We start from the raw sequence: 23,726 nt of genomic DNA, 5'->3' as shown, positions 1-23,726 counted from the left end.
ACCCACCCTTCGCGAGCAAGCCCGCTCCCACCTTTGGACACGCAGTGTGTATCAGGCCGCGTGGCTTTCCTTCTTCAAGCTGTCCATATCAATCACAAACCGATACTTCACATCGCCCTTGAGCATCCGCTCATACGCCTCGTTGATGCCCTGGATGTAGATCATTTCGATGTCCGAGACAATCCCGTGCCTGGCGCAAAAGTCCAGCATGTCCTGGGTTTCCTGGATGCCGCCAATCAGCGACCCGGCCAGGCTGCGGCGCTTGAAGATCAGGTTGAACACCGTCGGCGACGGGTGCGGGCTGTCGGGGGCGCCGACCAGGGTCATGGTGCCGTCACGCTTAAGCAGGTTGAGGAAGGCATCGAGGTTGTGCGGAGCGGCGACAGTGTTGAGGATGAAATCCAGGCTGTTGGCGACCTTGGCCATTTCGTCCGGGTTCTTTGACACCACCACTTGATCGGCGCCCAGGCGCAGGCCGTCTTCACGTTTGTTCGGCGACGTGGTGAACAGCGTGACGTGCGCGCCCATCGCATGGGCGATCTTCACGGCCATATGCCCAAGCCCACCAAGGCCTACCACCCCGACCTTTTTGCCGGGGCCGACCTTCCAGTGATGCAACGGCGAATAGGTGGTGATACCCGCGCACAGCAACGGCGCCACGGCGGCCAGGTTGGAATCATCGTGGGAGATGCGCAGCACGAACTTCTCCTTGACCACGATGCTGTCCGAATAGCCGCCAAAGGTATTTTCACCGCCGAACACCGGGCCGTTGTAGGTGCCGGTAAAGCCGTTCTCGCAGTATTGCTCCTCGCCCTCGGCGCAGGACGCGCAGTGCTGGCAGCTGTCGACCATGCAGCCGACACCGGCCAAATCACCGACTTTGAACGTGCTGACATTGGTGCCCACCGCCGTGACACGGCCGACGATTTCATGGCCGGGCACAGAGGGGTACAGGGTGTTGTTCCATTCGTTGCGGGCGGTGTGCAGATCGGAGTGGCACACGCCGCAATAGAGAATATCGATTTGTACGTCATCCGCCCCCGGCGCACGGCGCTCGAAGGTAAAGGGCTTGAGGGAATCCTTGGCATTCTGGGCGGCGTAGCTGTAAGTCTTGGCCATTACGTTCACCTGTGTAATCGGATGCTTGAAGTCAGATGACTAGCATAGACGCTGAATCGTTCAATCAAGCACGCCTGTACAATTCGCACCGCCGCCTCGTCCCTAAGCTCATGGCTTCGATCCGATAGACAGTGCTGGAGAGTGGGCATGTGTAAACGAGTGATGAAGGTTTCCCTGGCACTGACGCTGCTGGCCGGCCAAATGATGGGCAGTGCGTTCGCGGCAACGCCCGCAGTGGCCGTGGCACCGCAATACGACACCAGCCATGTTTACGTAGCGCCGGCCGATGTCGACCGTTTTGCCCAGAGTTTCCTGGCCACCTTCGGCGGCAAAAGCACCCCCAGGTGGTAGTAAATGTACTGCCGGTGCCGAGCAGCACCACCTCGCAATTGCTGCAAACCCCGGCGGGCACGGTGTCGTTGTTTGGTTTCACTACGCCGATCCCGCACCCGTTCGGCCAGGAGCGCAACGGTTACCTGGTCAAGGACATGGACCTGGCACTCAAGGCGGCCCGGGAAAACGGTGCGGCGGTGATCGTCAGCGACTTCCCGGATCCGATCGGGCGTGACGCGGTGGTGCAGTGGCCAGGCGGCGTGAACATGCAGCTCTACTGGCACACCAAGACCCCGGATTACGCCGCGTTCCAGACCGTGCCGGAAAACCGCGTGTACCTCAGCCCCGACCGTGCCGACAGCTTTATCAAGTCGTTCCTGGGCTTCTCCCACGGCAAAGTCCTGGCCGATGACAAACACGCGCGTGGCGTGGATATCGGTCAAGCCAGCGGCAGCTATCGTCGTGTCGACATCGAGTCGCCGTTCGGGCGCATGGCAGTGCTGGTCACCAACGGGCAACTGCCCTACCCGTTCGGCCATGAAACCACCGGCTATCAAGTGGCTGACCTGACGGCCACCTTGGGCAAGGCCACCGGCTCCGGCGCCAAAGTGGTGGTGCCCGCCTTCGACAGTAAAGACCGTCGCAGTGCGTTGGTCGAGTTCCCGGGCGGTTACGTCGCCGAGATCCATCAACTCAACGCGGCAAAATGACCCGTCGCACAGGCTGGGGCCTGGCCGTGCTGTGGCCGCTGCTCGCCGGCAGCGTCCACGCCGATGAGCAAGCGACACGCCCGGCCATCAAGGCCAATCGCTGGCAGGAAGACTGGTCGGTACTGCAAAACCCGGCGCTGCGCACGCAACCGCTGGACAGCTTGAAGTACATCCCGTTGTCAGGTGCCAACCCGTTTACCTACCTGTCTCTGGGCGCGACCCTGCGCGAGCGCTTCGAGATGAACGATGCCAGTGGTTTCGGCGTGCGCGATGTGAAGCGTGATCGCTACCTGATCCAACGCTTCCAGGTGCATGCCGACCTGCATCTGAACGAAAACTGGCGAGTGTTCACCCAGCTCGAAGATGTGCGTGCGTATGACAAGACGACGATCGGCGGCGCCGACCAGAATCGCGTCGACCTGCGCCTGGCCTTTGCCGAGTACGTCAATGCCTTCAGCAGCGGCATGCTGAAGGCACGTGTCGGGCGTCAGGATTTCGCCTTCGACCTGCAGCGCTTCATCTCATCGCGGGACGGCCCGAATGTGCGGCAATCCTTCGACGCGCTGTGGGCCGACTGGGAGACATCCAACTGGCGCTTTATCGGGATTGCCAGCCAGCCGGTGCAGTATCAGGACGGGCGGCATTTCGACGACAAGTCCAACAGCGACGCGCGCTTCCACATGGTGCGGGTCGAGCGCCTGGTGGGCGGCAAGAACGAGTTGTCGGCCTACTACGGCGTGTATGAACGCAGCGCGGCGCATTACCTGGACGCAGACGGCGACGAAACCCGCCACCTGTTCGACGCACGCCTGGGCGGCGCGGCCATGGGCTTTGACTGGGACGTCGAAGCGATGCTGCAAAGTGGTTCGGTGGGCAACAAGGATATCCGCGCCTGGGCCGGCGGCAGTCGCACCGGCTATACCTTCGACAGCCTGGCCTGGAAACCGCGCCTGGGCCTGCAACTGGACATCGCCTCGGGCGACCGTAAGACCGGGGATGGCACTGTCGGTACGTTCAACCCGCTGTTCCCCAACGGCTACTACTTTTCCCTGGCGGGCTACACGGGCTACAGCAACCTGATTCACGTCAAGCCGTCGATCACCGTCAAGCCGATCGACAAGCTCAGCGTGCAAACCGCCATCGGCCTGCTCTGGCGCCAAACCACCAGCGATGCGGTGTACACCCAGCCCAACTTGCCGGTGGCCGGCACCGCAGGCCAGGGTGATCGCTGGACCGGTGCCTACGCGCAATTGCGCACCGACTATGTGTTCAGCCCCAACCTCACCGGCGCCGTCGAGGCCGTGCACTACGACGTCGGCCAGACCCTGCGTGATGCCGGTGGTGATGACAGCAATTACCTGGGGGTCGAGCTGAAATTCAGCTGGTAGGCCCAACCAAGCACACCCGTACAAGCCCCGCGTACGGTTTACACCAATAGTGACGCTGAGCTTTTTTCGCTACCCAAGGAGTTTTCCATGAGCACTTTTGTTGCCAAAGACGGTACCCAGATCTACTTCAAGGACTGGGGCAGCGGTAAGCCCGTGCTGTTCAGCCACGGCTGGCCACTGGACGCCGACATGTGGGAATACCAGATGGAATACCTCAGCAGCCGTGGCTTTCGCACCATCGCGTTCGACCGCCGTGGCTTCGGCCGCTCTGACCAGCCGTGGACCGGTAACGACTACAACACCTTCGCCGACGATATCGCGCAGTTGATCGAACACCTGGACCTCAAGGACGTGACCCTGGTGGGCTTCTCCATGGGCGGCGGCGACGTGGCGCGTTATATCGCGCGCCACGGCAGTGCTCGCGTTGCCGGCCTGGTGCTGCTGGGTGCGGTCACGCCGATCTTCGGCCAGAAACCAGACTACCCGCAAGGCGTGCCCAAAGACGTGTTCGACGGCATCAAGGCCGGCCTGCTGAAGGACCGTGCGCAATTTATCAGCGATTTCAACACACCGTTCTTCGGCATCAACAAGGGCCAGACGGTCTCTGAAGGCGTACTGACCCAAACGCTGCAAATCGCGATGCTGGCGTCCCTCAAATCGACCGTGGATTGCGTCACCGCCTTCTCCGAGACCGACTTCCGCCCGGACATGGCCAAGATCGACGTACCGACCCTGGTCATCCACGGGGACGGCGACCAGATCGTACCGTTCGAGACCACCGGCAAAGTCGCCGCGGCCTCGATCAAAGGCGCCGAACTGAAAGTCTACAAAGAGGCGCCACACGGATTCGCCGTGACCCATGCCCAGGCCTTGAATGAAGACCTGCTGGCGTTCCTGAACCGCTGAAATACCTGTACCACCCTCTCCTTATTTCGGCCGGGCTTGCCCGGCCTTTTTTTGCTCAAGAGAAACGTTGGCTCAGTACCAGCCGCCCCGGCCCGGCAATCAGTACACTGGTGAAGATGATCAACAGCAACCAGCCGAATTGCCCCTCAAACAACGTCCACTCCGGGTGCACCACCAGCATGGCGATCAACAGCACCGCCAGGATCGGCAGGCACGCCAGGCGCACCATCACCCCCGCAACGATCAACAAAGGGCACAGCACTTCGGCGAAAATCGCCAGCAACAGCGTGACGTGCGCCCCCAAGTGAAACGGGTCTTCGATCACCTTCAGCTGTTCGCTGTAGTTCAACACCTTGGGCAAACCGTGTACCCAAAGCAGGAACAGCGCCCCGCTGCCCCGCAGAAACAACAGCCCAATATCCTGAGTTTTTGATTCGTTCATAAGCGACCTGCCTGGGTGAACACCGCCGGCACCTGCGCGACGGTGATATCGGAGGCGATTGTGGGCCCGCCACACCACAGGAAATTGCAAGCCTGTGCTGACTACTCCCCCGTGCCCGCAAATGCCGCGACAATTTCATCGATCACCACCCGCACCCGTGCGGTATGGCGCAGGTCGGCGTGGGTCACCAGCCACACGTCATACGGCAAGGGCCGCGTGCGCTCGGGCCACAGACGCACCAGCCCATCACGTTCGCCGGTGTACACCGGGATCTCGCCGACGCCGATGCCGGCCGCAATGGAGCGGCGCACCAGCAGGCTGGAACTCAAGGCCGCGACAATGCGCCCGCGCCCCGGGGGTTCAGCGACCAGGGTCATGTCCTTCTGGCTTTGCAGGTAGGGTTGGTAGACGACCAGGTCATGGCCTTCGAACAGGCTTCCCTGCTCCGGCACGCCGTGGCGGTCGATGTAGTCCTGAGAGGCAAACAGCCCTACCGGCCAGCGTGCAATGCGCCGGGCGATCAGGTCGGGGTTGTCCGGGCGGGTGTTGCGCACGGCGATATCGGCTTCGCGCTTGGCCAGGCTGAGGATCTGGGTGGAGGCATCCAGTTGCACGCGCACGTCGGGGTGTTTGTCGTGCAGGCGTGCAATCGACGGAATCAGGAAGTCGATGGCCAGGGAGTCGGTGGTGCTGACCCGCACGGTGCCGGTCAGGCGGTCATCCAGGCCCTGGATCTGGCGCTCCAGGTCGAGGGCTGAGCGTTCCATTTTCTCCACCGAGAGCAACGCGGCTTCGCCTACTGCCGTGAGTGCGTAACCTTCGGACGTGCGCAGAAACAAGGTGGCGCTCAAGGACTTTTCCAGCGCGTTGACCCGCCGACCCACCGTGGCCTGATCCACGCCCAACACCCGTGCGGCGCCGCGCAGTGTGGATTCGCGGCAGACCGCCAGAAAGACCCGTGCATCATCCCAATTCATGCCTGCTCCTCGTGATGCATATATGCATCGGTGGGCCGTTTAATCGCAGCATTATTGCATCAGAAAACCCGGATATGCTGGGCGCCAGAGAAAAATACCCGGGACCGCCATCATGCTCGACACACACGCCCCACCCCGCAGCTCAGTCTGGCTGCCCATCTTTGCCGGCCTCTGCGCCAGCCTGGTCAGTATCGGCCTGGCGCGGTTCGCCTATACGCCGTTGATCCCGACCTTGATCCAGGCGCAGTGGTTTTCCGCCAATGATGTGGTCTACCTCGGCGCCGCCAACCTGGTGGGTTACCTGATCGGCGCGCTGCTCGGCCGCCCCATCGCCCAGCGCACCTCGAACAAGACCGCGCTGCGCATGATGATGGTGGCGGTGACCCTGGCGTTCTTCGCCTGTGGCTTCCCGTTTTCGGTGGTGTGGTTCTTCGCCTGGCGGCTGCTGTCGGGGATTGCCGGTGGCGCGATCATGGTGTTGGTGGCGGCGACCGTGTTGCCCCACGTACCGGCGGCACGCCGTGGCTTGGCCAGCGGCGCGATCTTCCTCGGTATCGGCCTGGGCATTGCTGGCTCCGGCACCCTCGTACCGCCCTTGTTGAACCTGGGTTTGCAACAGACCTGGTTTGGCCTGGGCCTATTGGCGCTGGTGTTGACGGGCGCCAGCTGGTTCGCCTGGCCCACCGGCACACTGCATGAAGCAGCGGCCCCCACGGGCACTTCAGCGCGGACACCCTCCGGCGTGTACCTGCTGTTTGCCCAGTACGCCTTCATGGCCGCGGGCCTGGTGCCGGCGATGGTGTTCCTGGTCGACTACGTGGCCCGAGGCCTGGGTGACGGTGCGCATATCGGCGCAATGATCTGGGTAATGTACGGCCTGGGCGCGATTGTGGGGCCGGTGACCTATGGGTTCCTCGCCGACAAACTCGGTGCCCGCTTGAGTATCCGCGTGGTGCTGGTGGTGCAGGCGATTGCGGTCGGCCTGTTGCCGTTTACCGGCTCCTTTACCGCCCTGGCGGTGCTCGCGGTGGTCCTCGGTTCCTTCCCGCCAGGTATCGTGCCGCTGGCACTGGCGCGGGTGCATGAACTGCTGCCCAACCATCATCAGCAACACGTGGCGTGGAGCCGCGCCACGGTGTCCTTCGCGACGTTCCAGGCGCTGTCCGGGTTTGCCTACTCGGCGCTGTTCAACAGCAGCGGCGGCCAGCATGCGCTGTTGTTCATGATCGCTGCCGGGGCCATTGTGGTCGCATTGGCACTGGAACTCGGCATGATTGTGCTGAACCGTCGGCCGCTCGACACGGTCCCAACCCATACGCTCATCGCTGCAGGTAATCTGAAATGACGCTTCCTCAAGAAATGACCCTGATCGAAATCACCACCCCCGGCGGGCCTGAGGTGCTGCAACCACGCCACGCCGAGGTGCCTGTCGCAGGCCCCGGCGAGATCCTGATCCGCGTGCATGCCGCCGGGGTCAACCGGCCTGACGCCCTGCAACGCGCCGGCAAGTACCCGATGAAACCGGGCTTCAGTCCGATTCCAGGGTTGGAAGTAGCCGGTGAAGTCGTGGCGCTGGGCGAAGGCGTGAGCGAATACCAGTTGGGCGACAAAGTCTGTGCTCTGACCAACGGCGGTGGCTACGCGCAGTTTTGCAGCGTGCCGGCCAGTCAGGCCCTGCCCATTCCTGAAGGCATGGATTGGATTCAAGCTGCTGCGGTACCGGAAACGTTCTTCACCGTATGGGCCAACCTGTTCGGCCTCGGCGATGCGCACACCGGCCAGCGCGTGCTGATCCATGGCGGCACCAGCGGTATCGGCACCACCGCACTGATGCTGTGCCGCGAGTTCGGCATCCAGGCCTTCGCCACCGCTGGCAGCGCCGATAAGTGTGCAGCGATTGCCAAGCTGGGCGCCGAGCCCATCAATTATCGCGAGCAGGATTTTGCCGACGTCATTGCGCAGCAGACCGACAATCAGGGCGTCGATGTGATCCTCGACATCATGGGCGCCTCGTACTTCAACAACAACCTCAAGGCCCTGGCCATGGACGGTCACCTGGTGATGCTGGGGTTCCTGGGAGGCGGCAAGGCCAATGATGTCGACCTGCTGAGCATCCTCGCCAAACGTGCGGTGATTACTGGCTCACTCCTGCGGGCACGCAGCAAAGACGAAAAAGCCGCCATCGCCGAGCAACTGCGCGAATACATCTGGCCGGTGCTGGCCGCCGGGCGTTGCTTGCCGATTATCGACAAGGTGTACGCCTACACCGACGCCGCCCAGGCCCATGCACGGATGGAGGGTGGGGATCATATTGGGAAGATTGTGTTGCGGGTGGAGTAACGCTGATCGTGGCCTTGTGAAGATCCAGTGTGGGAGCAGGCAAGCCAGCTCCCACATGGGTCAGCTTTGCGGGACTACTCGGCGTATACCGGGTAATCGATGTACCCCGCTGCCGTCCCGCCATATAAACCCTCGGCCTTCAGCGGATTCAACGGCCATCCGTTGAAAATCCGCTGCGGCAGGTCTGGGTTGGCAATGAACGGCCGCCCGAACGCGATCAAGTCCGCCAGCCCGGCTTCGACCAAATCAGCGCCGCGTTCAGCGGTGTAGCGGCCGGCATAGATGATGCGCCCACTGAAGGTTTCGCGCACTGCGCGGCGGAACGATTCGGGCAATACCGGGGCGTTATCCCAGTCGGCTTCGGCAATGGACACATAGGCGATGCCCGACGCCTCCAGCACCTTGATCGCTTCGAGGTAGGTGTGGTGCGGGTCGTCTTCCACCAGGCCGATATACACCCGGTCCTGATCAGTGCCGCTGAACAGCGGTGAGAAACGCACCCCCAGGCGCTCTGGCCCGACCACTGCGCTGACGGCTTCGACGATCTCGCGCAGAAAGCGCAGGCGGTTGTGCAGCGAGCCACCGTATTCATCGTCACGCTGATTGGCGTGGGCCGAGATGAACTGGTTGACCAGGTAACCATTCGCCGAATGGATCTCGACCCCATCGAACCCGGCATCCAGCGCATTGCGCGCCGCCTGGGCGTAGTGCCAAACCAGTTCCTCGATCTCCAGGGTGGTCAAGGCACGCGGCACAGGCGGTTGCTTCAACTCACCCTCGCCCGGTGCCGTTTCGATGAAGGCCTTGGCCTGCAGCGCCTGGATTGCCGACGGTGCGACAGGTGCCGCGCCGTCTGGCTGCAAGGCGTTATGGGACACCCGGCCAACGTGCCACAGCTGGGCGAAGATCACCCCGCCTTCGGCGTGCACCGCGTCGGTGACCTTGCGCCAGCCGTCAATCTGCGCCGGGGTGTAGATGCCTGGCGTCCAGGCATAACCCTGGCCACGCGGTTCAATCTGTGTGCCTTCGCTGACCATGAAACCGGCACTGGCACGCTGGCGGTAATAGTCAGCCATCAAGTCGGTGGCGATATCACCCGGCTGGGCACTGCGCTGGCGTGTCAACGGCGGCAACACAATACGGTTGTTCAGCGTATGGTGACCCAGCTTTACTGGGGTATTAAGCACATTGTCAGTCATTCAATAATTTCCAAATTCTGGACGTGCTAAAGCATTGGCGACTTATAAAAGTCGCCAATGCCGTAAGCGGTTAGTTAAGTTAAGCGGTGAGTGTCAGCAGGGCTTTGGCGACGTCACTGGAACTACCAGGGTTTTGCCCGGTTACCAATAAACCATCGGTAATGACAAAGGATTGCCAGTCAGCACCTTTCTCATAAAGGCCGCCCAACCGCTTGAATTCATCTTCAACCAGGAACGGCACTACATCGGTCAGTTCCACCGCTGCCTCTTCCGAGTTGGAGAACCCGGTAACGCGACGCCCCTTGACCAACGGTTGACCATTGACCGCCTTGACGTGACGCAAGGCGCCCGGTGCATGGCAGACAAAGCCGATCGGCTTGCCAGCGCGCTCGAAGGACTCGATCAGGGCGATCGACACCGGCGACTCCGCCAGGTCCCACAGCGGGCCGTGGCCGCCTGGGTAGAACACGGTGTCGAAGTCATCGGCGTTGACCGAATCCAGCTTCAGCGTGGTCGCCAGGGCCTGTTGCGCAGCCGTATCGGCGGCGAAGCGGTGGGTCTGTTCGGTCTGGAAGTCCGGCTGGTCGCTTACCGGATCCAGAGGCGGCTGGCCGCCGGCCGGTGAAGCCAGCACAATCTCGGCACCGGCGTCCTTGAACGCGTAATAGGGGGCGGCAAACTCTTCGAGCCAGAAGCCGGTCTTGCGCCCGGTATCGCCGAGCTGGTCGTGAGAGGTCAGTACCATTAATACTTTCATTTTCCAGTGCCTCGATAAGTGTGGTTGTCAGTCTGTTCAGGCTGCCCCAACAACTGCCGGGTCAACCCCAGTGCCTCGTCGAAAGGCGCCGCTGTGCGGGTGATCTTGCTCATGACGCTGGTCCCCAGCCACAACGCATACAGGCGCTGGGCCAGGCTTTCGGGGTGTTGCGTAATGATGACCGAACCGTCGTCGACGCCCTGCTGCAAGGCCTCGGCGAGCAAGCCGATGGTGCGTGCGGTGCCGCGCTGCAGGGCCAGGCGCATCGGCTCTGAAAGGTCTGACACCTCGGCACCGAGTTTGACGGCAAGGCATTTGCCTGCATCGGTACAGCCGGTCTGGTTGTCGATCCAAGACTGCCAATAACGCATCAACTTGGCGTGAAGGGTTAAACCCGGCTGGTCGAACAATTGCTGCATGCCGTGCACGTAGTGGTCGAAGTAGTGGTCGAGCAATACGACGCCGAACGCATCTTTGGAGGTGAAGTAGTGATAAAACGAACCTTTGGGTACTTGGGCGGCTTGCAATATTTCGTTCAGGCCTACCGCAGAAAATCCTTTGCGACCGACAAGACGTTGCGCGGTATCCAGAATGGTCTGTTTTGCACTTTTGGTTTCGCTGTTCATGCTTCATCCCGTCCGATTAGACCAGTCGTCTAGTTCGTTGAGGGAATCTTAGGAGGCTGTCCAGACCCGCACAATGTCAGATCCGCAAGGATTCCGGACATGACGCGAAGGCAGTTGCCGTTTACCCGGCACGCGCCGACAATCCCCCTTCCCGCGCCCTTTGGAGAATGACGATGCACAGCGTTGCGCTGATGGTTTACCCGAACTTCCAATCCCTGAGCCTCAGCCTGGGTTCGGTGTTCGAGTGCGCGAACCTGCTGCGCGGCGAGCCGGCCTATGAATTTCATCTGGTCTCGGAGAGCGGCGGCGCGGTGATGACGTCCCAAGGGTTCTCGGTGAACACCACGCCGATCCGGCCGGAGGGTTACGACACCCTGATCGTCAGCGGCTACCTGGAATTCCGCCTGCCGGAAGCCAACCTGCTGGAACTGGTCAAGGCCGCCTCGGCCCAGTCGCGGCGCGTCGCCTCATTGTGCATGGGCATTTTCGTGCTGGCCGAAGCCGGCCTGCTGGAAGGCAAGCGCACCACCACCCACTGGATTCACGCCCCGGCCTTTCGCAAGCGCTACCCGGACATTCGCCTGGAAGAAGACAAGCTGTTTATCGTCGACGGCCACGTGTGGACCGGCGCCGGCATGAGTGCCGGCGTCGACCTGGCCTTGGCCATGGTGGAGAACGACTTGGGCAGCGACCTGGCACGCCGCATCGCGCGCAAGCTGGTGATCGCCCAGCGGCGCGGCAGTGAGCAATCGCAGTTGTCGGCGCTATTGGAACTGGACCCGAAATCGGACCGCGTACAACTGGCCCTGGCCTACGCCCGCGAGAACCTGACCCACGATCTGTCCGTGGAAGCCCTGGCCGATGTCGCCCGCCTGAGTCCGCGCCAGTTCAGCCGAGTGTTCCGTGAAGAAACCGGGCAAACGCCGGCCAAGGCCATCGAGTCCCTTCGGGTAGAAGCCGCACGGGCGATGATGGAGACCAGTCGCCACCCGGTTGAGGTGGTGGCCCGCGAAACCGGGTTTGGGGATCGCGAGCGCATGCGTCAGGCGTTTTTAAGGGCGTTTGGGCAGCCGCCGCAGGTGATGCAGCAGGCGCTGTTTATCCCAGGTTAGGCTGATAGCCAAACAGCGATTTCACTTCCAGATAGTCCTCCAGGCCAAATACCCCCCACTCACGGCCATTACCGGACTGCTTGTACCCGCCAAAGGGCGCGCCGTTATCCGCCTTGCTGCCATTGAGATGGACCATCCCCGTGCGCAGACGGCGGGCGACCCTGCGCGCGCCTTCCAGCGTGCCGGCCGTGACGTAACCCGACAGGCCATAGGGGCTGTCATTGGCGATGGCAATCGCCTGTTCTTCGCTGTCGTAGGGAATGATCACCAACACCGGCCCGAACACCTCTTCGCGGGCAATCGGCAGGTCGGGGTGGACATCGGCAAAGACCGTGGGCCTCACGTAGAAGCCGCGGTTGATGCCTTGCGGCCGCCCTGCACCACCGCATACCGGTGGGATGTCCACGGCCGCCAACAGCGCCTGCACCCGTTCGAACTGCGCCTGGTTGGCCAGGGGGCCCATGGCAGTCGCTGGATTGCTATCGTCAAAGCAGACCTGCGCGGCAATCTCCTGGGCGATCGCCACCGCCCGCGCTTGCAAGGCCCGGGGCACCAGCAGGCGCGTCGGCGCATTGCAGGACTGGCCGCTGTTGCGAAAACAGCTGCTCACACCGTGTCGCACGGCAGCGTCCAGGTCCGCATCGGCAAGAATCAGGTTGGCCGACTTGCCGCCCAGCTCCTGAGAGACACGCTTGACCGTGTCCGCTGCCGCCTTGGCCACAGCGATGCCCGCGCCGGTGGAACCGGTAAACGAGACCATATCGATCCCGGCATGCCGGGCGATGCCGTCGCCCATCGTAGGACCGTCGCCATTGACCAGGTTGAACACGCCCTTGGGCACCCCGGCATGGTCCAGGATATCGGCCAGCAGCATCGCCGACAGCGGCGCCTTTTCACTGGGCTTGAGCACCATCGTGCAGCCCGCGACCAGGGCCGGCGCGAGCTTGCAGGTGAGTTGGTTGAGTGGCCAGTTCCACGGTGTGATCAGGCCGCACACCCCTATCGGTTCGCGGCTGATCAGGGTGCTGGCGTGGGCGTATTCGAAGGCATATGTCTTGAGCACGTCATACGCACGCTGCAAGTGGCCCAACCCCGCGGGCACATGGGCACTGCGCGCCAGCGAGAGCGGCGCGCCCATTTCCTGGTGCACGCATTGCGCCAGGGCTTCGCTGTGCTGGCGATAGCCATCGATGATCGCCGCCAGCAGTTCCAGGCGTTGCTCGCGCGTCCATTGCCCATAGCTGTCGAAGGCCCGCCTGGCCGCGGTGACGGCGCGGTCGAGGTCGGCCAGGGTGCCGAGGCTGATGGTGGCGACGGTTCGCTCCGTCGTCGGGTCGACCACCGGCAAGGTGTCGCCGCCGAGGGGCTTGACCCACTGCCCGTCGATGTAAAAATCCAGGTGATTCATCGCGTCGCCTCAAGTGCCTTGCCCAAGGTGCTGAACACCTGCGCGACCTGTTCCTGGTTGATGATGAGTGGCGGCGACAGCACAATATTTTCGCCGGAGGCGCGCACCAGCACGCCCGCCTCGAAACACCGCTGGGCCACCTCTGCCGCCCGCGCTCCGGGGGCGCCCTCGCGGGGCTTGAGCTCGACCGCGCAAAGCAGGCCGATGGCACGCACATCCAGCACCAGCGCCTGCTCACGCAAGGCCAGCGCGGTGTTCTGCCACAACGGCGCAATCTGCCGCACATGCGCATTGAGGCCCAGCTCTTCGTGCACCTCCAGGGTCGCCAAACCGGCGGCGCAGGCCAGTGGATGGGCCGAATAGGTGTAACCGTGCATCAGCTCGATGGCCTGCTCCGGGCCTTGCATGAACGCCTCGTACACCGCGCCGCTGACCAGCACGCCGCCCATGGGCACCGCGCCGTTGGTGAGGCCCTTGGCCAAGGTCATCAAGTCCGGGGTGACGCCAAAGGCCTCGGCGGCGAATCCATGGCCCACGCGGCCGAAGCCAGTGATGACTTCATCGAAGATCAACAGCAGGCCGTGCCGATCACAGATCTCGCGCAGCTTTTGCAGGTAGCCCAGGGGCGGCGCGTAGACCCCACCCGAGCCGGTGACCGGTTCGACAATCACTGCCGCCACCGTAGCCGGGTCGTGTATTTCCAGTAAGTGCAGCAACGCATCCGCGTAATGCGCACCCTGCTCCGGCTGGCCGAGGCTGAAACGCGAGCCCGCGTCATAGGGCAGCGGCAAGTGCGCCACGTCGCCGAGCAACGGCCCGAAGTCACGCTTCTGCCGGCCGATGCCCGACACCGACAGACCGCCAAACCCCATGCCGTGGTAACCCTTGGCGCGGCCGATCAGCTTGGTGCGCCGGCTATCGCCTCGGGCCTGATGATAGGCGCGCGCGATCTTCAAAGCGGTGTCCACGGCCTCGGAACCGGAGTTGGTAAAGAACACCTTGTCCAGGTTGGCCGGCGCTTTGGCAACCAACTGATCCGCCAGGGTCAGCGCCGCCGGGTGGCTCATTTTGAACGAGGACACAAAGTCCAGGCGCCCTGCCGCTTCGCGAATGGCCTCGACGATACGGGGCTGGCCATGCCCGGCATTGACGCACCACAACCCGGCCATCGCATCGAGCACATCGCGCCCTTCGGTGGTGGTGTAGTGCATGCCGGCGGCGCGGTCGAACAGCATCGGTTGGCGGTTGAAGGGGCGCATCGCGGTAAAGGGTGCCCACAGGGAAGAGGTCATCGGTTGTACTCCTTAAAGCGGGATTCGTGAGCCGATCAGGGTCGGGCGTTGCAGGGCACCGGCGTTGGTGTTGACGCCCCGGTCGAAACGCAGGCGCCCGTCTTGCACGCGGCCGGTAACGTGGTCGCCAAAGGCGGTTTCGACGAAGCGCCAGTCCATACGTAACTCACCTTCCGTGGACCAGCAGGCCTGCGCGACCACGGCGGTCTGTTCAGGCTGATACTGGTGGTGCAAGTAATTGCCGGTGAGGCTGGTGAGGGTCTCGATCGGCTGTCGGAAACCGGCGCGCACGTGATGAGTGCCGCGATGATCCACCAGGGTGAAATCGCAGTAATCCGCCTGGAAATCGAAGGCCACTTCGCGCACGCCATCCTCATTCGGTTCAATGGCGAAACGGCCCTGCAGTGCACGGCTGGCGGGCGAGCTTTGCAAACCCTGCAGCGTCGGCAGGCGCAGGCCGTCGATCAGCGCATCCAGTTGCGCCTGGCTGGCATTGGCATCAACGGCGGTACGCCCCAGCGCCGGGAACAGGTGCTGCCACAGCGCCGCGTGCAAGCGCTTTTCCCCCAGGCGCAGGCCGCAGGTGAAGACAATCACCGTGTCCTGTTCCGGCAGCACCATGCACTGCTGGCCGAACACGCCCGAGGCGTAATAACCGCCGTGTTCGGTCATCCACCATTGGTAGCCATAGCCTTCACGCTGGGCTTCATTGGCTTTGTTCTTGTCGCGCGGCAGGTACTGCTTGCCGTCGAACTCACCCATCCACACGTCCTGCACCTGATTGCGCGTGGCCTCACTGACCCACTCTGGCGACAGCAACTGGCGCCCTTGCCATTGGCCGTGGTTGAGGTGCAACACGCCAAACTTCAACGAATCTTCGCTGGTGCAACTCAAGCCATTGCCTCCAGAGTTGAACCCACCGGGAGCCAGGTCCCACTCCAGGTGATCGAGGCCCAGATAGTCGAGGACGCGCGCCTGCAACAACGCGTGCATCGTCTGCCCAGTGACCTGGGTGACGATGGCCGACAACATGAAACTTGACGCACTGCTATAGATAAACGACTGCCCAGGTGGCTCGTCCACCGGCTCATTGAGAAAGGCTTCGACCCAGCTGCTTTGCAGGTTGCGCCAATCGCCGCCAGAAATGCCACGGGTGTGACCGGTGCGCATGGTCAGCAGGTCTTCCACGGTCATGGCCGCCAGGTTGGCGCTGATGGGTTGCGGGCACAGCTCGGGAAAAAAGCTCACCACCTTGGCATCGAGGCTCAAGCGACCGTCGTCGATCAACAGGCCGATCGCCGTGGCCGTCCAGCTCTTGGTGGCCGAATGCTGCACGTGCAGGCGATGCGCCGAATAGGGCTGCCAGTACGCCTCGGCCACCACCGCACCCTGGCGATACAGCAGGAAACTGTGCAGCTCTAGGCCTTGCTCGGTCACGGCCTGGAGGAAGTCAACAACGCCGGCCGGGTCGACGCCGCGCTCATGGGGCAAGGCTCTGGGCAGCGGGATGTAGGTCATGATGGGTCCTCAATGATGTTTTTATATTTCAAATAGTGCAGATAAAGTTTTATTCGCTGCGGACCTGATGTATTTGAGGCCCCTATAATTCAGTTTTTCCGGGTATCCTTGCCTCCCCTGTCACAGGAACGACCTCGCACCATGTCCCAACTCACCTCGCTGCAGACCAAAGTCGCCGGCCAGATCCTTGCCGCCATCGCCAGCGGCGACCTGCAACCCGGTCTGCACCTCAAGGAAGTGGAACTGGCCCAACGCCTGGGCGTCTCGCGCTCGCCCATTCGCAGCGCACTGGCGTACCTGGCCGAACAAAAAGCCATTGAGCCGCTGCCGCAACAGGGCTATCGCGTACCGCTGGAAACCACCGAAGGCTTGGCGCAGCACTTCACCGAGCTGCACAACGAAGAGGACGAGCTGTACACGCGGCTGATCGACGACCGTCTGAACCAGGTGCTGCCCGACCAGATCTCCGAGAGCGACCTGCTGCGCCGCTATGGGGTCGGCAAAAGCGTGCTGCGCCGCTGCCTGTTGCGCCTTTCCGACGAAGGCGTGATGCAACGCAAGCACGGGCACGGCTGGCAGTTCCTGCCGACGCTGAATAGCCCGCAGACTCGCTTCGAGAGCTACCGCTTCCGCATGCTGCTGGAGCCAGCCGGGTTGCTGGAGCCGACCTTCAAGATCAACCCCGAACAATTCCGTCGTTGCCGCGAACGCCAGATGGAACTGCTGGAAGGCAAAGTCGATGGGCAACGCTTTATCGAATACAACGCCGAATTCCACGAACTGTTGGCGGCGGCATCGGGCAACGGCTACATCCTGCAGGCGATCCAGCAGCAGAACCGGTTGCGTCGACTGACCGAGTTCCACACCGTGAACAATCAGGAAAGGGTCAAGGTCTCGTGCTGTGAACACCTGGCGATTCTGGATGCCCTGGAGCAAGGCGATAACGAATGGGCGTCGACGCTGCTGCATCGACACCTGGATGTGGCGAGCAAGTTGCGCGTGGCACGCAACAAGGGATGAGGGGCGCGCCCCCATGCCCCTGACGGGCCCGACCCGGCCTCGAAGCACGCTCGAAACCGGCCAGACCTTAACCACACACGCAACCCCTGTCGCAATGGACATGTACACCGACAGACCGCCATCGCAGGCAAGCCAGCTCCCACACTCACACCACGTCGCCCCCACTTTCATTACCAAAGCGCCACGGTATAACCGACAATCACCCGGTTCTCATTCATATCCCGTAAATAGTTAGCCTTGCTCAACCCATTGCGCCAACGCAACGACACCCCTTTCAGCGTTCCAGACTGAAACACATACCCCAAATCGATATCCCGCTCCCACTCACGTCCCTCCCCCGCAAACCCCTTCACCTGCGCCTGATCACCCTTGGCCCAACGCGTTGAAAACGTCAGCCCCGGTACACCCAGCGCCGCAAAATCAAAGTCATAGCGCGCATGCCAGACCCGCTCATTGGTCTGCGAGAAATTACTCAACTGATACTCGGAAAACAGATAGGTATTGGTCCCGTCCACATAAGTAAACGGGGTGTCCCCATATTGCTCCTGATACCCCCCACCCAGACTGTGTCCCTTGTAGCTGAACATCGCCCGCGTACTCAGCGCACGGTTATCCACCTTGCCCGCCAAGCCAGCACCGGACTTGTCCGCATCGAAATAACGGATATCCGTCTTGAGCGTGCCACCGCCCAGGGCGAAGCTGTTTTTCAGCCCTACGAAATGCTGCTGGTAGATATCCTCCAACTGCGCAAAGTGGTAGCTCAACGTCATCCCCGGCGTGAGCTTGTAATCGCCACCGGCAAAGCGGAAACGATCACTCTTGGCGGTGCTTTTGTAGGCACCGCTCTGGCTGGTCAGCCCCATGTCTTCGTATTCGGTGGATTCGCGCTGCTTGGTCTGGTCGATCTGCCCGCCGATCAACGCCAGCCCGGCGATGTCCGTGGACGTCACCTGAGTGCCCCGGAAGGTCTGCGGGAACAGTCGGCTGGTGTTGGGCTGCAAAGTCGGCAGGTCCGGCAGCAGGTAACCGCTGCGCAGCTCGCTCTGGGCGAAGCGCACCTTGCCGGTCACGCCGTACTTGGAATACTCGTCATGGGCGCGCTTGGAATAGCTCGGCTTGCCCGGCGTGGCATCGTTGTCCCTGGACAACAGGCCGGAGCCGGAGCGGTCCGGGCTGGAATCGAGCTTGAGGCCGAGCATGCCTACCACGTCCACACCAAAGCCGACGGTGCCTTCGGTAAAGCCAGACTTGAGGTTGAGGATAAATCCCTGGGCCCATTCCTCACGCTTGGATTGCCCGGCGTCTTCACGGTAATCGCGGTTGAAGTAGTAGTTCTTGAGGTCCAGATCTGCCTTGCTGTCCTTGATGAAGTCAGCCTGGGCCGGGGCACACAGCAGCCCCCCGCTCATGAGGCCGACGCCCTTCAAGATCAGGTTGAGAGTGTTGTTGTGCATGTTCTTGGCTCCTGGCAGTCGTTATGGTGAGTAGGTCTTATTGTTTTTCTGGGCACGACATTCCCCATCGCGCAGACGTGAGGGTCTGCGCGCCGGGTGAAATCAGGGGTTTAAATGGCCGGTCGTATTCGGTAGCCACCGTCCGGCAGTTGCTCCAGCGGGCTGGCGGCGGCCAGCAGTTGCCGGGTGTACGGGTGCTGCGGGTGATCGAAGATCTGCTCGCGCGCGCCCACTTCCACCACATTGCCCTGATGCATCACCGCAACCCGATGGGCAATGCGCTCCACCGCCGCCAGGTCATGGGAAATGAACAGGCAGGCAAAACCGTACTGCGCCTGCAGACGTTCGAACAGTTCGAGGATCTGTTTCTGGATAGTCATGTCCAGCGCCGAGATCGGTTCGTCGGCAATCACCAGTTGCGGGTGTCGCACCAATGCCCGGCCAATGGCGACGCGCTGGCGCTGGCCGCCGGAGAGCTGGTGGGGGAAACGCTCGACAAACTGCTCGCCCAGGCCGATGTCCTTGAGGGTTTGCGTTACCCGTTCACGGCGCTCGGCGGCATTCAGGCCGGGTTCGTGGCGCAACGGTTCGGCGAGGATTTCTCCGATTTTCATCCGCGGGTTCAGGGACGAATAGGGGTCCTGGAAGATCATCTGGCATTGCAGGCGATGGGTACGGTTGGCGGCCTTGAGGATGTCCACGCCTTTGAAGCGGATCGAGCCGGCACAGGGTTTGATCAGGCCCACCAGGGAACGCCCGAGGGTGGTCTTGCCCGAGCCGCTGCCGCCCACCAGCGCCAGGGTTTCGCCGGGGGCGATCACCAGGCTGGCGGAATGCACCACGCGGGTGTGCTGACGCTTGCCCCAGAACGTGGTCGGCCCAGGGTGCTCGATGCACACCTGATCCACTTCAACCAAAGGCTCGTTGCTGACCGGCAAAGGCGCCAGCACGCCCCGACGCGGCAACGCTTCCAACAGCTGGCGGGTGTACTCGGCCTTGGGCGCGAGCAGGATGTCTTCGATGCTGCCCTGCTCCACCGCCTTGCCGTGACGCATCACCACCACCTTGTGGGCGTACCGCGCTACCAGCGACAGGTCATGGCTGATAAACAGGATCGCGGTGCCCTGCTCGCGGGTCAGTTCGAGCATCAACTCGATCACGTCCAGTTGCGCCAGGCAGTCGAGGGCCGTGGTCGGTTCGTCGGCGATCAGCAAGGCCGGGCGCAGCAGCATCACCGAGGCCAACATGATGCGCTGGCGCATGCCACCGGAGAATTGGTGCGGATAGGACTCCAGGCAGCGCTCGGCGGCCTTGATGCCGATACGGCGCAACATGGTCAGGCAACGTTCGCGGATTTGTGGAGGGTCGAGGTCGGTGTGCAGCTTGAGCGCTTCGCTCATCTGTTGGCCGATTTTCAATGCCGGGTTGAGCGACACCATCGGTTCCTGGAACACCATGCCGATGCTGGCGCCGCGAATCGCACGCAGCGCTTCAGTGCTGACACTCGCCAGGTCACGCCCCTGGAAATCCAGACGTCCGCCGCACACTTGCATCGGCAACGGCAGCAGGCCGATGGCCGCGCGGGCAGCCATGGTCTTGCCGCTGCCGGACTCCCCCACCAGCGCCACGATCTCACCCGGCGCGATGCTGAAACTCAGGTCATCCACCGCCAATGGGCCGTGTTCGCCCACACGGATCTTCAGGTGTTCGACGTTCAACAAAACAGGATCGGCGGACATGTTCACTTCCTCATCCGGGGGTCAAGACGATCACGCAGGGCGTCGCCAAACAGGTTGATCGCCAGCAATGTCAGGCAGATAAACAGCCCGGGGAACACCCCCAGCCAGGGTGCCGAAGCGATGTACGGCCGGCTGCTGGCAAGCATGTTGCCCCAGGTCGCCGCCGGCGGCGGTACGCCCAGGCCGAGGAAGCTCAGGGCGCTTTCCGACAGCAGCGCCCAGCCGAACATGCTGGTGGCCAGCACGCATAATGGCGCCAGGCAGTTCGGCGCGATGTGCCGCAGCATGGTGTACAGCTCGGAGTTGCCGATCACCCGCGAGGCTTCGATGTACTCCAGCTCACGCAGGGACAGTACGGTGCCGCGCACCACGCGCACCACCGACGGCGTGTAGGCGATGCCCAGGGCCAGCACGATGCCGTACTTGCTTGCGCCGATGATCGCCATGATGCCCAGCGCCATGAGGATGCCGGGAAAAGCCAGCAGCGCGTCGTTGAACATCATCAACACGCGGTCAGTCCAGCCGCGCAGGTAACCGGCAAGCATGCCAATCAAGGTGCCTGCCAGCACGGCAACGCTGACCGTCAACAGGCTCACCCACAAGCTGGTGCGCGCGCCGATCAACAGACGGCTGAACACATCGCGGCCAAATTCGTCGGTGCCCAGCCAGTGGGCAGCCGACGGGGCCTGGAAGCGCGACATCAGGTCGATCTTCAGCGGGTCGAACGGTGACCACACCAGCCCCATCAACGCCAGCGCAATCAACACCACCAGCAGCCCGCCACCGATCAAGGCGTTGGCCGGCGCCCACACGCGCCGACGCTTGGCCGCTACGGGCACGGCAATAGTCGAACTCATAACTTCACCCTTGGATCGAACAGCGGATAGAGCAGATCCACACACAGGTTGACCAGCACGTAGATAAAGGTGATCAGCAGCAAGCAGCCCTGCAGCACCGGATAATCGCGGGCGAAAATCGCGTCCACCATCAGCCGGCCGATGCCTGGCAGGGTGAACACGGTTTCGAGTACCGCAATGCCACCCAGCAGGTTGCCGAGAATCAGCCCCACCAGGGTCCAGGTCGGCGCGAAGGCGTTGGGCAACGCGTGTTTCCACAACACCGCGCGCTCCGACAAGCCCTTGGCCCGGGCATGGGCGATGTATTCCAGGCGCAGCACTTCGATGGTGCTGGCCCGCGCCATGCGGGTGATCGCGCCGACTTCCACCAGGGTCAAGGTCACCACCGGCAGCACCATGTAGCTCATGGCTTGCCACGGCGCCTGGGAGAAACTGACGTAGCCCACCACCGGCAACCAGCCGAGCTGGATGCCGAACGCGTGCAGCAACAGCAACCCGAGCCAGAAGCTGGGGATCGACAGCAGCAAGGTCGCGATGGACACCAGCCCCAGGTCGAGCGCGCTGTTCTGTTTCCACGCGGCAATCAGGCCAATGGGCACCGCGATCAGCGTGGCGAACAGCACAGCCACCAGCACGATGGTCGCGCTGACGCTGAAGCGGTCGAGAATCAGCGGCAACACAGCCTGCTTGGTGCTGATGGAAAACCCCAGGTCAAAGCTCAACACGGCCTTGAACCAGATCAGAAACTGCGTCACCAGCGAGTGATCCAGGCCGAGGGTGTGGCGCATGTCAGCCAGGCTTTGCGGGTCGGCCATGTCGCCGAGCATCAGCAGCGCCGGGTCACCCGGAATCAGACGGATCAGCGCGAACACCATCACTGAGATCAGCAACAGGGTGGGGACCGCCATGGCCAGTTTTTGCAGGATAAAACGCAACATGCTGGAGGCCCCGTTATTGCGCCGCGAGGCTGACGCCCCACAGCCGTGGCGACGACACCGGCCACGAATGGAAGCCCTTGACGCTGTCACGCAGCGCTGCGGCGACCGTGCCGTTGTAGATGATCACCATCGGCGTGTCGTGGATCATCATGGTGTGCAACTGGTCGAACAGCGCCTGGCGCTTGGCCGTGTCACTCTCGCGCACCGCGTCACGCAGCACCGCCTGGGCCTGTGGGTTGTCCCAGACCTTGCGCGGTTCCTTGGTCTTGTCGCCCATCAGCGAGTCGAAGCTGGTGGCCGGGTCCAGGCGCGAGGAGTAAGAGAACGCCATCATCTGGTAGTTGCCACTCTGGTAGCGTTCCAGTTGGGTGCCCCATTCCAGGGTTTCCATCTGGATGTTCAAGCCGCTGGCCACGGCCATCGCCTGGCTCAGCAGGCCCATGTCGAACATTTGCGAATAGCGTTTGTTGACGATCATCTTGATCGGCTGGCCGTGGTAGCCGGCCTCTTTCAACAGGCGCTGGGCTTCCTGCGGGTCATAGCGATAACCCTGCTTGGCGGTGGCGCTGTAGAACGGACTGGTTTGCGGGATCGCCGAGTTGTTCGGCTCGGAGGTGCCGTTGGAGAGCGCAGTGACCATCTGCCCGTAGTCGAGGGAATGGGCGATGGCCTGACGGATGCGCACATCCTTGAGCAGCGGGTCGTTGGTCTGGAACAGCAGGCCGCAGATGGCCATGATCGGGCTGAACGAGATCTGCACACCCGGCGTGGATTTCAGCTCTTGGGCGTCGCTGGCGCTGACGTTGGGCAACAGGTCGATGTTGTTGGACATCAAGGCGGCCTTGGCCGACGAAGGATCGGGAATCACCATGAAGCGCACGGCGTCGACCAGGGCGGTCTTCTTGCCGGTAAAGCCGTCCGGCCCGGCGTCATCGCGCGGGCTGTAGTCCTTGAAGCGCGACAGCACTACGTACTGTCCGGGCTTCCATTCGCCGAGGCTGAACGGGCCGGTGCCAATCGGCGCTTTCCAGCTGCCGTCCGCCGCCAGCGAGTCGGGGTGCAGGATGCCGCTGCCACCACAATCGGGGCGCGCCATCGAGGCCAGGAACAGGCCGCTGGGCTGGTCGAGATGGAAGACAACCGTGAGGGGGTCCGGGGTGTCGATGCCGGTGATTTTCGCCCCACCGCGGCCATCGAACTCTGCCAGGCAGCGCCATTGGGTCTTGGGGTTGAGGTAGCGCTCCCACGTCCACTTGACGTCCTGGGCGGTCAGCGTCGCACCGTTCTGGAAGTGCACCCTGTCGCGCAATGTGAAGGTGTAGGTCATGCCGTCGTCAGAGCGTTTGACCTCGCGGGCCAGCAACGGGCCGACGGAGGCGTCTTCACGGTGGGCCACCAGGCCCTCGACGATGTGCAGCATCACCGTGTCGGTATTTTCGTCACGGTTGACGCCGGGTTCGGTGCTACGGATATCGGCGTTCAGGCCGACACGCAAGGCGGTCTCGGCCTGCGCAAGGCCGGCGCCCAATGCAAGGGTGACGCACAGCGTTCCATTGAGTAAGCGATTCACGGGAGATGTTCTCCTTCGCTG

Annotated in this window: 20 protein-coding genes and 1 pseudogene; 7 read left to right on the top strand and 14 right to left on the bottom strand. The window is 62.6% G+C overall.

All coding sequences use genetic code 11. The features are described from left to right. Window positions 1–51: 51 nt before the first annotated feature. The gene (locus tag AB4N92_RS23285) at window positions 52–1,119 is read right to left on the bottom strand and encodes an NAD(P)-dependent alcohol dehydrogenase (protein ID WP_236266780.1); all 1,068 of its coding nucleotides are present in this window, start codon (window positions 1,117–1,119) and stop codon (window positions 52–54) included. Window positions 1,120–1,266: 147 nt separating this feature from the next. Here AB4N92_RS23285 and AB4N92_RS23280 point away from each other — a divergent pair. The 3 genes and pseudogenes from AB4N92_RS23280 to AB4N92_RS23270 all read left to right on the top strand — a co-directional run bounded on the left by AB4N92_RS23280 (window position 1,267) and on the right by AB4N92_RS23270 (window position 4,456). Further along, window positions 1,267–2,162, top strand: a pseudogene (locus tag AB4N92_RS23280) (VOC family protein). Further along, window positions 2,159–3,550: an alginate export family protein gene (locus tag AB4N92_RS23275; RefSeq protein WP_044286993.1), complete on the top strand. Its 1,392-nt coding sequence runs from the start codon at window positions 2,159–2,161 to the stop codon at window positions 3,548–3,550. Before AB4N92_RS23280 ends, AB4N92_RS23275 begins: the two are co-directional and overlap by 4 nt. 87 nt (window positions 3,551–3,637) lie before the next feature. Next, complete coding sequence (locus AB4N92_RS23270) at window positions 3,638–4,456, top strand: alpha/beta fold hydrolase (protein ID WP_010211168.1); 819 nt, start codon at window positions 3,638–3,640, stop codon at window positions 4,454–4,456. 55 nt (window positions 4,457–4,511) lie between these two features. Here the strand turns inward: AB4N92_RS23270 and AB4N92_RS23265 are convergent, their stop codons facing one another. Together AB4N92_RS23265 and AB4N92_RS23260 are read right to left on the bottom strand one after the other, a co-directional pair. Beyond that, window positions 4,512–4,898: a DoxX family protein gene (locus AB4N92_RS23265; RefSeq protein WP_021493319.1), complete on the bottom strand. Its 387-nt coding sequence runs from the start codon at window positions 4,896–4,898 to the stop codon at window positions 4,512–4,514. Window positions 4,899–4,999: 101 nt separating this feature from the next. Continuing rightward, window positions 5,000–5,875, bottom strand: coding sequence for a LysR family transcriptional regulator (locus AB4N92_RS23260; protein ID WP_010211170.1), 876 nt, complete (start codon window positions 5,873–5,875; stop codon window positions 5,000–5,002). A gap of 112 nt (window positions 5,876–5,987) precedes the next feature. On the opposite strand from AB4N92_RS23260, the gene AB4N92_RS23255 reads away from it, so the two are divergent. Together AB4N92_RS23255 and AB4N92_RS23250 are read left to right on the top strand one after the other, a co-directional pair. Next, entirely contained in the window at window positions 5,988–7,220 is a 1,233-nt protein-coding gene (locus AB4N92_RS23255; RefSeq protein WP_236266781.1) for a YbfB/YjiJ family MFS transporter, read from the top strand. After that, complete coding sequence (locus AB4N92_RS23250) at window positions 7,217–8,215, top strand: NAD(P)H-quinone oxidoreductase (protein WP_021493320.1); 999 nt, start codon at window positions 7,217–7,219, stop codon at window positions 8,213–8,215. Before AB4N92_RS23255 ends, AB4N92_RS23250 begins: the two co-directional genes overlap by 4 nt. A 74-nt stretch (window positions 8,216–8,289) precedes the next feature. Here AB4N92_RS23250 and AB4N92_RS23245 read toward each other — a convergent pair whose 3' ends face one another. The 3 genes from AB4N92_RS23245 to AB4N92_RS23235 form a co-directional block, all read right to left on the bottom strand. Further along, entirely contained in the window at window positions 8,290–9,414 is a 1,125-nt protein-coding gene (locus AB4N92_RS23245) for an alkene reductase (protein WP_236266782.1), read from the bottom strand. A 79-nt stretch (window positions 9,415–9,493) separates the two neighbouring features. Continuing rightward, window positions 9,494–10,171, bottom strand: a complete 678-nt coding sequence (locus AB4N92_RS23240; protein WP_010211175.1) for a type 1 glutamine amidotransferase domain-containing protein — start codon at window positions 10,169–10,171, stop codon at window positions 9,494–9,496. After that, window positions 10,168–10,797 (bottom strand): TetR/AcrR family transcriptional regulator, encoded by a 630-nt coding sequence (locus tag AB4N92_RS23235; RefSeq protein WP_236266783.1) that lies wholly within the window; start codon window positions 10,795–10,797, stop codon window positions 10,168–10,170. The genes AB4N92_RS23240 and AB4N92_RS23235 overlap by 4 nt, the downstream gene beginning before the upstream one ends. Before the next feature lie 173 nt (window positions 10,798–10,970). On the opposite strand from AB4N92_RS23235, the gene AB4N92_RS23230 reads away from it, so the two are divergent. Then, window positions 10,971–11,909, top strand: a complete 939-nt coding sequence (locus tag AB4N92_RS23230) for a GlxA family transcriptional regulator (protein WP_010211178.1) — start codon at window positions 10,971–10,973, stop codon at window positions 11,907–11,909. On the opposite strand, the gene AB4N92_RS23225 is transcribed toward AB4N92_RS23230, so the two are convergent. The 3 genes from AB4N92_RS23225 to AB4N92_RS23215 are packed head-to-tail and all read right to left on the bottom strand — an operon-like array spanning window position 11,896 to window position 16,127. Next, complete coding sequence (locus AB4N92_RS23225) at window positions 11,896–13,317, bottom strand: aldehyde dehydrogenase family protein (protein ID WP_021493322.1); 1,422 nt, start codon at window positions 13,315–13,317, stop codon at window positions 11,896–11,898. The genes AB4N92_RS23230 and AB4N92_RS23225 overlap by 14 nt on opposite strands. Then, a complete protein-coding gene (gene aptA, locus AB4N92_RS23220; RefSeq protein ID WP_045792289.1) occupies window positions 13,314–14,609 on the bottom strand; it encodes an omega-aminotransferase AptA in 1,296 nt (431 codons plus the stop codon). The genes AB4N92_RS23225 and aptA overlap by 4 nt, the downstream gene beginning before the upstream one ends. Window positions 14,610–14,621: 12 nt before the next feature. Beyond that, on the bottom strand, window positions 14,622–16,127 hold the full coding sequence (locus AB4N92_RS23215) for a serine hydrolase domain-containing protein (protein WP_010211182.1): 1,506 nt from the start codon (window positions 16,125–16,127) through the stop codon (window positions 14,622–14,624). Window positions 16,128–16,268: 141 nt separating this feature from the next. On the opposite strand from AB4N92_RS23215, the gene AB4N92_RS23210 reads away from it, so the two are divergent. After that, entirely contained in the window at window positions 16,269–17,147 is an 879-nt protein-coding gene (locus tag AB4N92_RS23210; RefSeq protein ID WP_010211184.1) for a GntR family transcriptional regulator, read from the top strand. A gap of 170 nt (window positions 17,148–17,317) precedes the next feature. On the opposite strand, the gene AB4N92_RS23205 is transcribed toward AB4N92_RS23210, so the two are convergent. The 5 genes from AB4N92_RS23205 to AB4N92_RS23185 form a co-directional block, all read right to left on the bottom strand. Further along, complete coding sequence (locus tag AB4N92_RS23205) at window positions 17,318–18,556, bottom strand: OprD family porin (protein ID WP_370737453.1); 1,239 nt, start codon at window positions 18,554–18,556, stop codon at window positions 17,318–17,320. 155 nt (window positions 18,557–18,711) lie between these two features. Then, a complete protein-coding gene (locus AB4N92_RS23200; protein WP_176332109.1) occupies window positions 18,712–20,340 on the bottom strand; it encodes an ABC transporter ATP-binding protein in 1,629 nt (542 codons plus the stop codon). 2 nt (window positions 20,341–20,342) lie between these two features. Further along, window positions 20,343–21,197, bottom strand: coding sequence for an ABC transporter permease (locus tag AB4N92_RS23195; RefSeq protein WP_010211188.1), 855 nt, complete (start codon window positions 21,195–21,197; stop codon window positions 20,343–20,345). Further along, window positions 21,194–22,135: an ABC transporter permease gene (locus tag AB4N92_RS23190; protein WP_010211189.1), complete on the bottom strand. Its 942-nt coding sequence runs from the start codon at window positions 22,133–22,135 to the stop codon at window positions 21,194–21,196. Before AB4N92_RS23190 ends, AB4N92_RS23195 begins: the two co-directional genes overlap by 4 nt. A 13-nt stretch (window positions 22,136–22,148) precedes the next feature. After that, window positions 22,149–23,705, bottom strand: coding sequence for an ABC transporter substrate-binding protein (locus AB4N92_RS23185; RefSeq protein ID WP_010211190.1), 1,557 nt, complete (start codon window positions 23,703–23,705; stop codon window positions 22,149–22,151). Window positions 23,706–23,726 lie beyond the last annotated feature (21 nt).

This window comes from Pseudomonas sp. S3_A09, from assembly GCF_054668065.1.
This window is presented reverse-complemented; position numbering and strand designations above follow the sequence as displayed.

Excerpts from the sequence above, each read along its gene's own strand:
- AB4N92_RS23285 (WP_236266780.1), bottom strand. The coding sequence starts at position 1,119 with ATGGCCAAGACTTACAGCTACGCCGCCCAGAATGCCAAGGATTCCCTC.
- AB4N92_RS23275 (WP_044286993.1), top strand. The coding sequence starts at position 2,159 with ATGACCCGTCGCACAGGCTGGGGCCTGGCCGTGCTGTGGCCGCTGCTC.
- AB4N92_RS23270 (WP_010211168.1), top strand. The coding sequence starts at position 3,638 with ATGAGCACTTTTGTTGCCAAAGACGGTACCCAGATCTACTTCAAGGAC.
- AB4N92_RS23265 (WP_021493319.1), bottom strand. The coding sequence starts at position 4,898 with ATGAACGAATCAAAAACTCAGGATATTGGGCTGTTGTTTCTGCGGGGC.
- AB4N92_RS23260 (WP_010211170.1), bottom strand. The coding sequence starts at position 5,875 with ATGAATTGGGATGATGCACGGGTCTTTCTGGCGGTCTGCCGCGAATCC.
- AB4N92_RS23255 (WP_236266781.1), top strand. The coding sequence starts at position 5,988 with ATGCTCGACACACACGCCCCACCCCGCAGCTCAGTCTGGCTGCCCATC.
- AB4N92_RS23250 (WP_021493320.1), top strand. The coding sequence starts at position 7,217 with ATGACGCTTCCTCAAGAAATGACCCTGATCGAAATCACCACCCCCGGC.
- AB4N92_RS23245 (WP_236266782.1), bottom strand. The coding sequence starts at position 9,414 with ATGACTGACAATGTGCTTAATACCCCAGTAAAGCTGGGTCACCATACG.
- AB4N92_RS23240 (WP_010211175.1), bottom strand. The coding sequence starts at position 10,171 with ATGAAAGTATTAATGGTACTGACCTCTCACGACCAGCTCGGCGATACC.
- AB4N92_RS23235 (WP_236266783.1), bottom strand. The coding sequence starts at position 10,797 with ATGAACAGCGAAACCAAAAGTGCAAAACAGACCATTCTGGATACCGCG.
- AB4N92_RS23230 (WP_010211178.1), top strand. The coding sequence starts at position 10,971 with ATGCACAGCGTTGCGCTGATGGTTTACCCGAACTTCCAATCCCTGAGC.
- AB4N92_RS23225 (WP_021493322.1), bottom strand. The coding sequence starts at position 13,317 with ATGAATCACCTGGATTTTTACATCGACGGGCAGTGGGTCAAGCCCCTC.
- aptA (WP_045792289.1), bottom strand. The coding sequence starts at position 14,609 with ATGACCTCTTCCCTGTGGGCACCCTTTACCGCGATGCGCCCCTTCAAC.
- AB4N92_RS23215 (WP_010211182.1), bottom strand. The coding sequence starts at position 16,127 with ATGACCTACATCCCGCTGCCCAGAGCCTTGCCCCATGAGCGCGGCGTC.
- AB4N92_RS23210 (WP_010211184.1), top strand. The coding sequence starts at position 16,269 with ATGTCCCAACTCACCTCGCTGCAGACCAAAGTCGCCGGCCAGATCCTT.
- AB4N92_RS23205 (WP_370737453.1), bottom strand. The coding sequence starts at position 18,556 with ATGAGCGGGGGGCTGCTGTGTGCCCCGGCCCAGGCTGACTTCATCAAG.
- AB4N92_RS23200 (WP_176332109.1), bottom strand. The coding sequence starts at position 20,340 with ATGTCCGCCGATCCTGTTTTGTTGAACGTCGAACACCTGAAGATCCGT.
- AB4N92_RS23195 (WP_010211188.1), bottom strand. The coding sequence starts at position 21,197 with ATGAGTTCGACTATTGCCGTGCCCGTAGCGGCCAAGCGTCGGCGCGTG.
- AB4N92_RS23190 (WP_010211189.1), bottom strand. The coding sequence starts at position 22,135 with ATGTTGCGTTTTATCCTGCAAAAACTGGCCATGGCGGTCCCCACCCTG.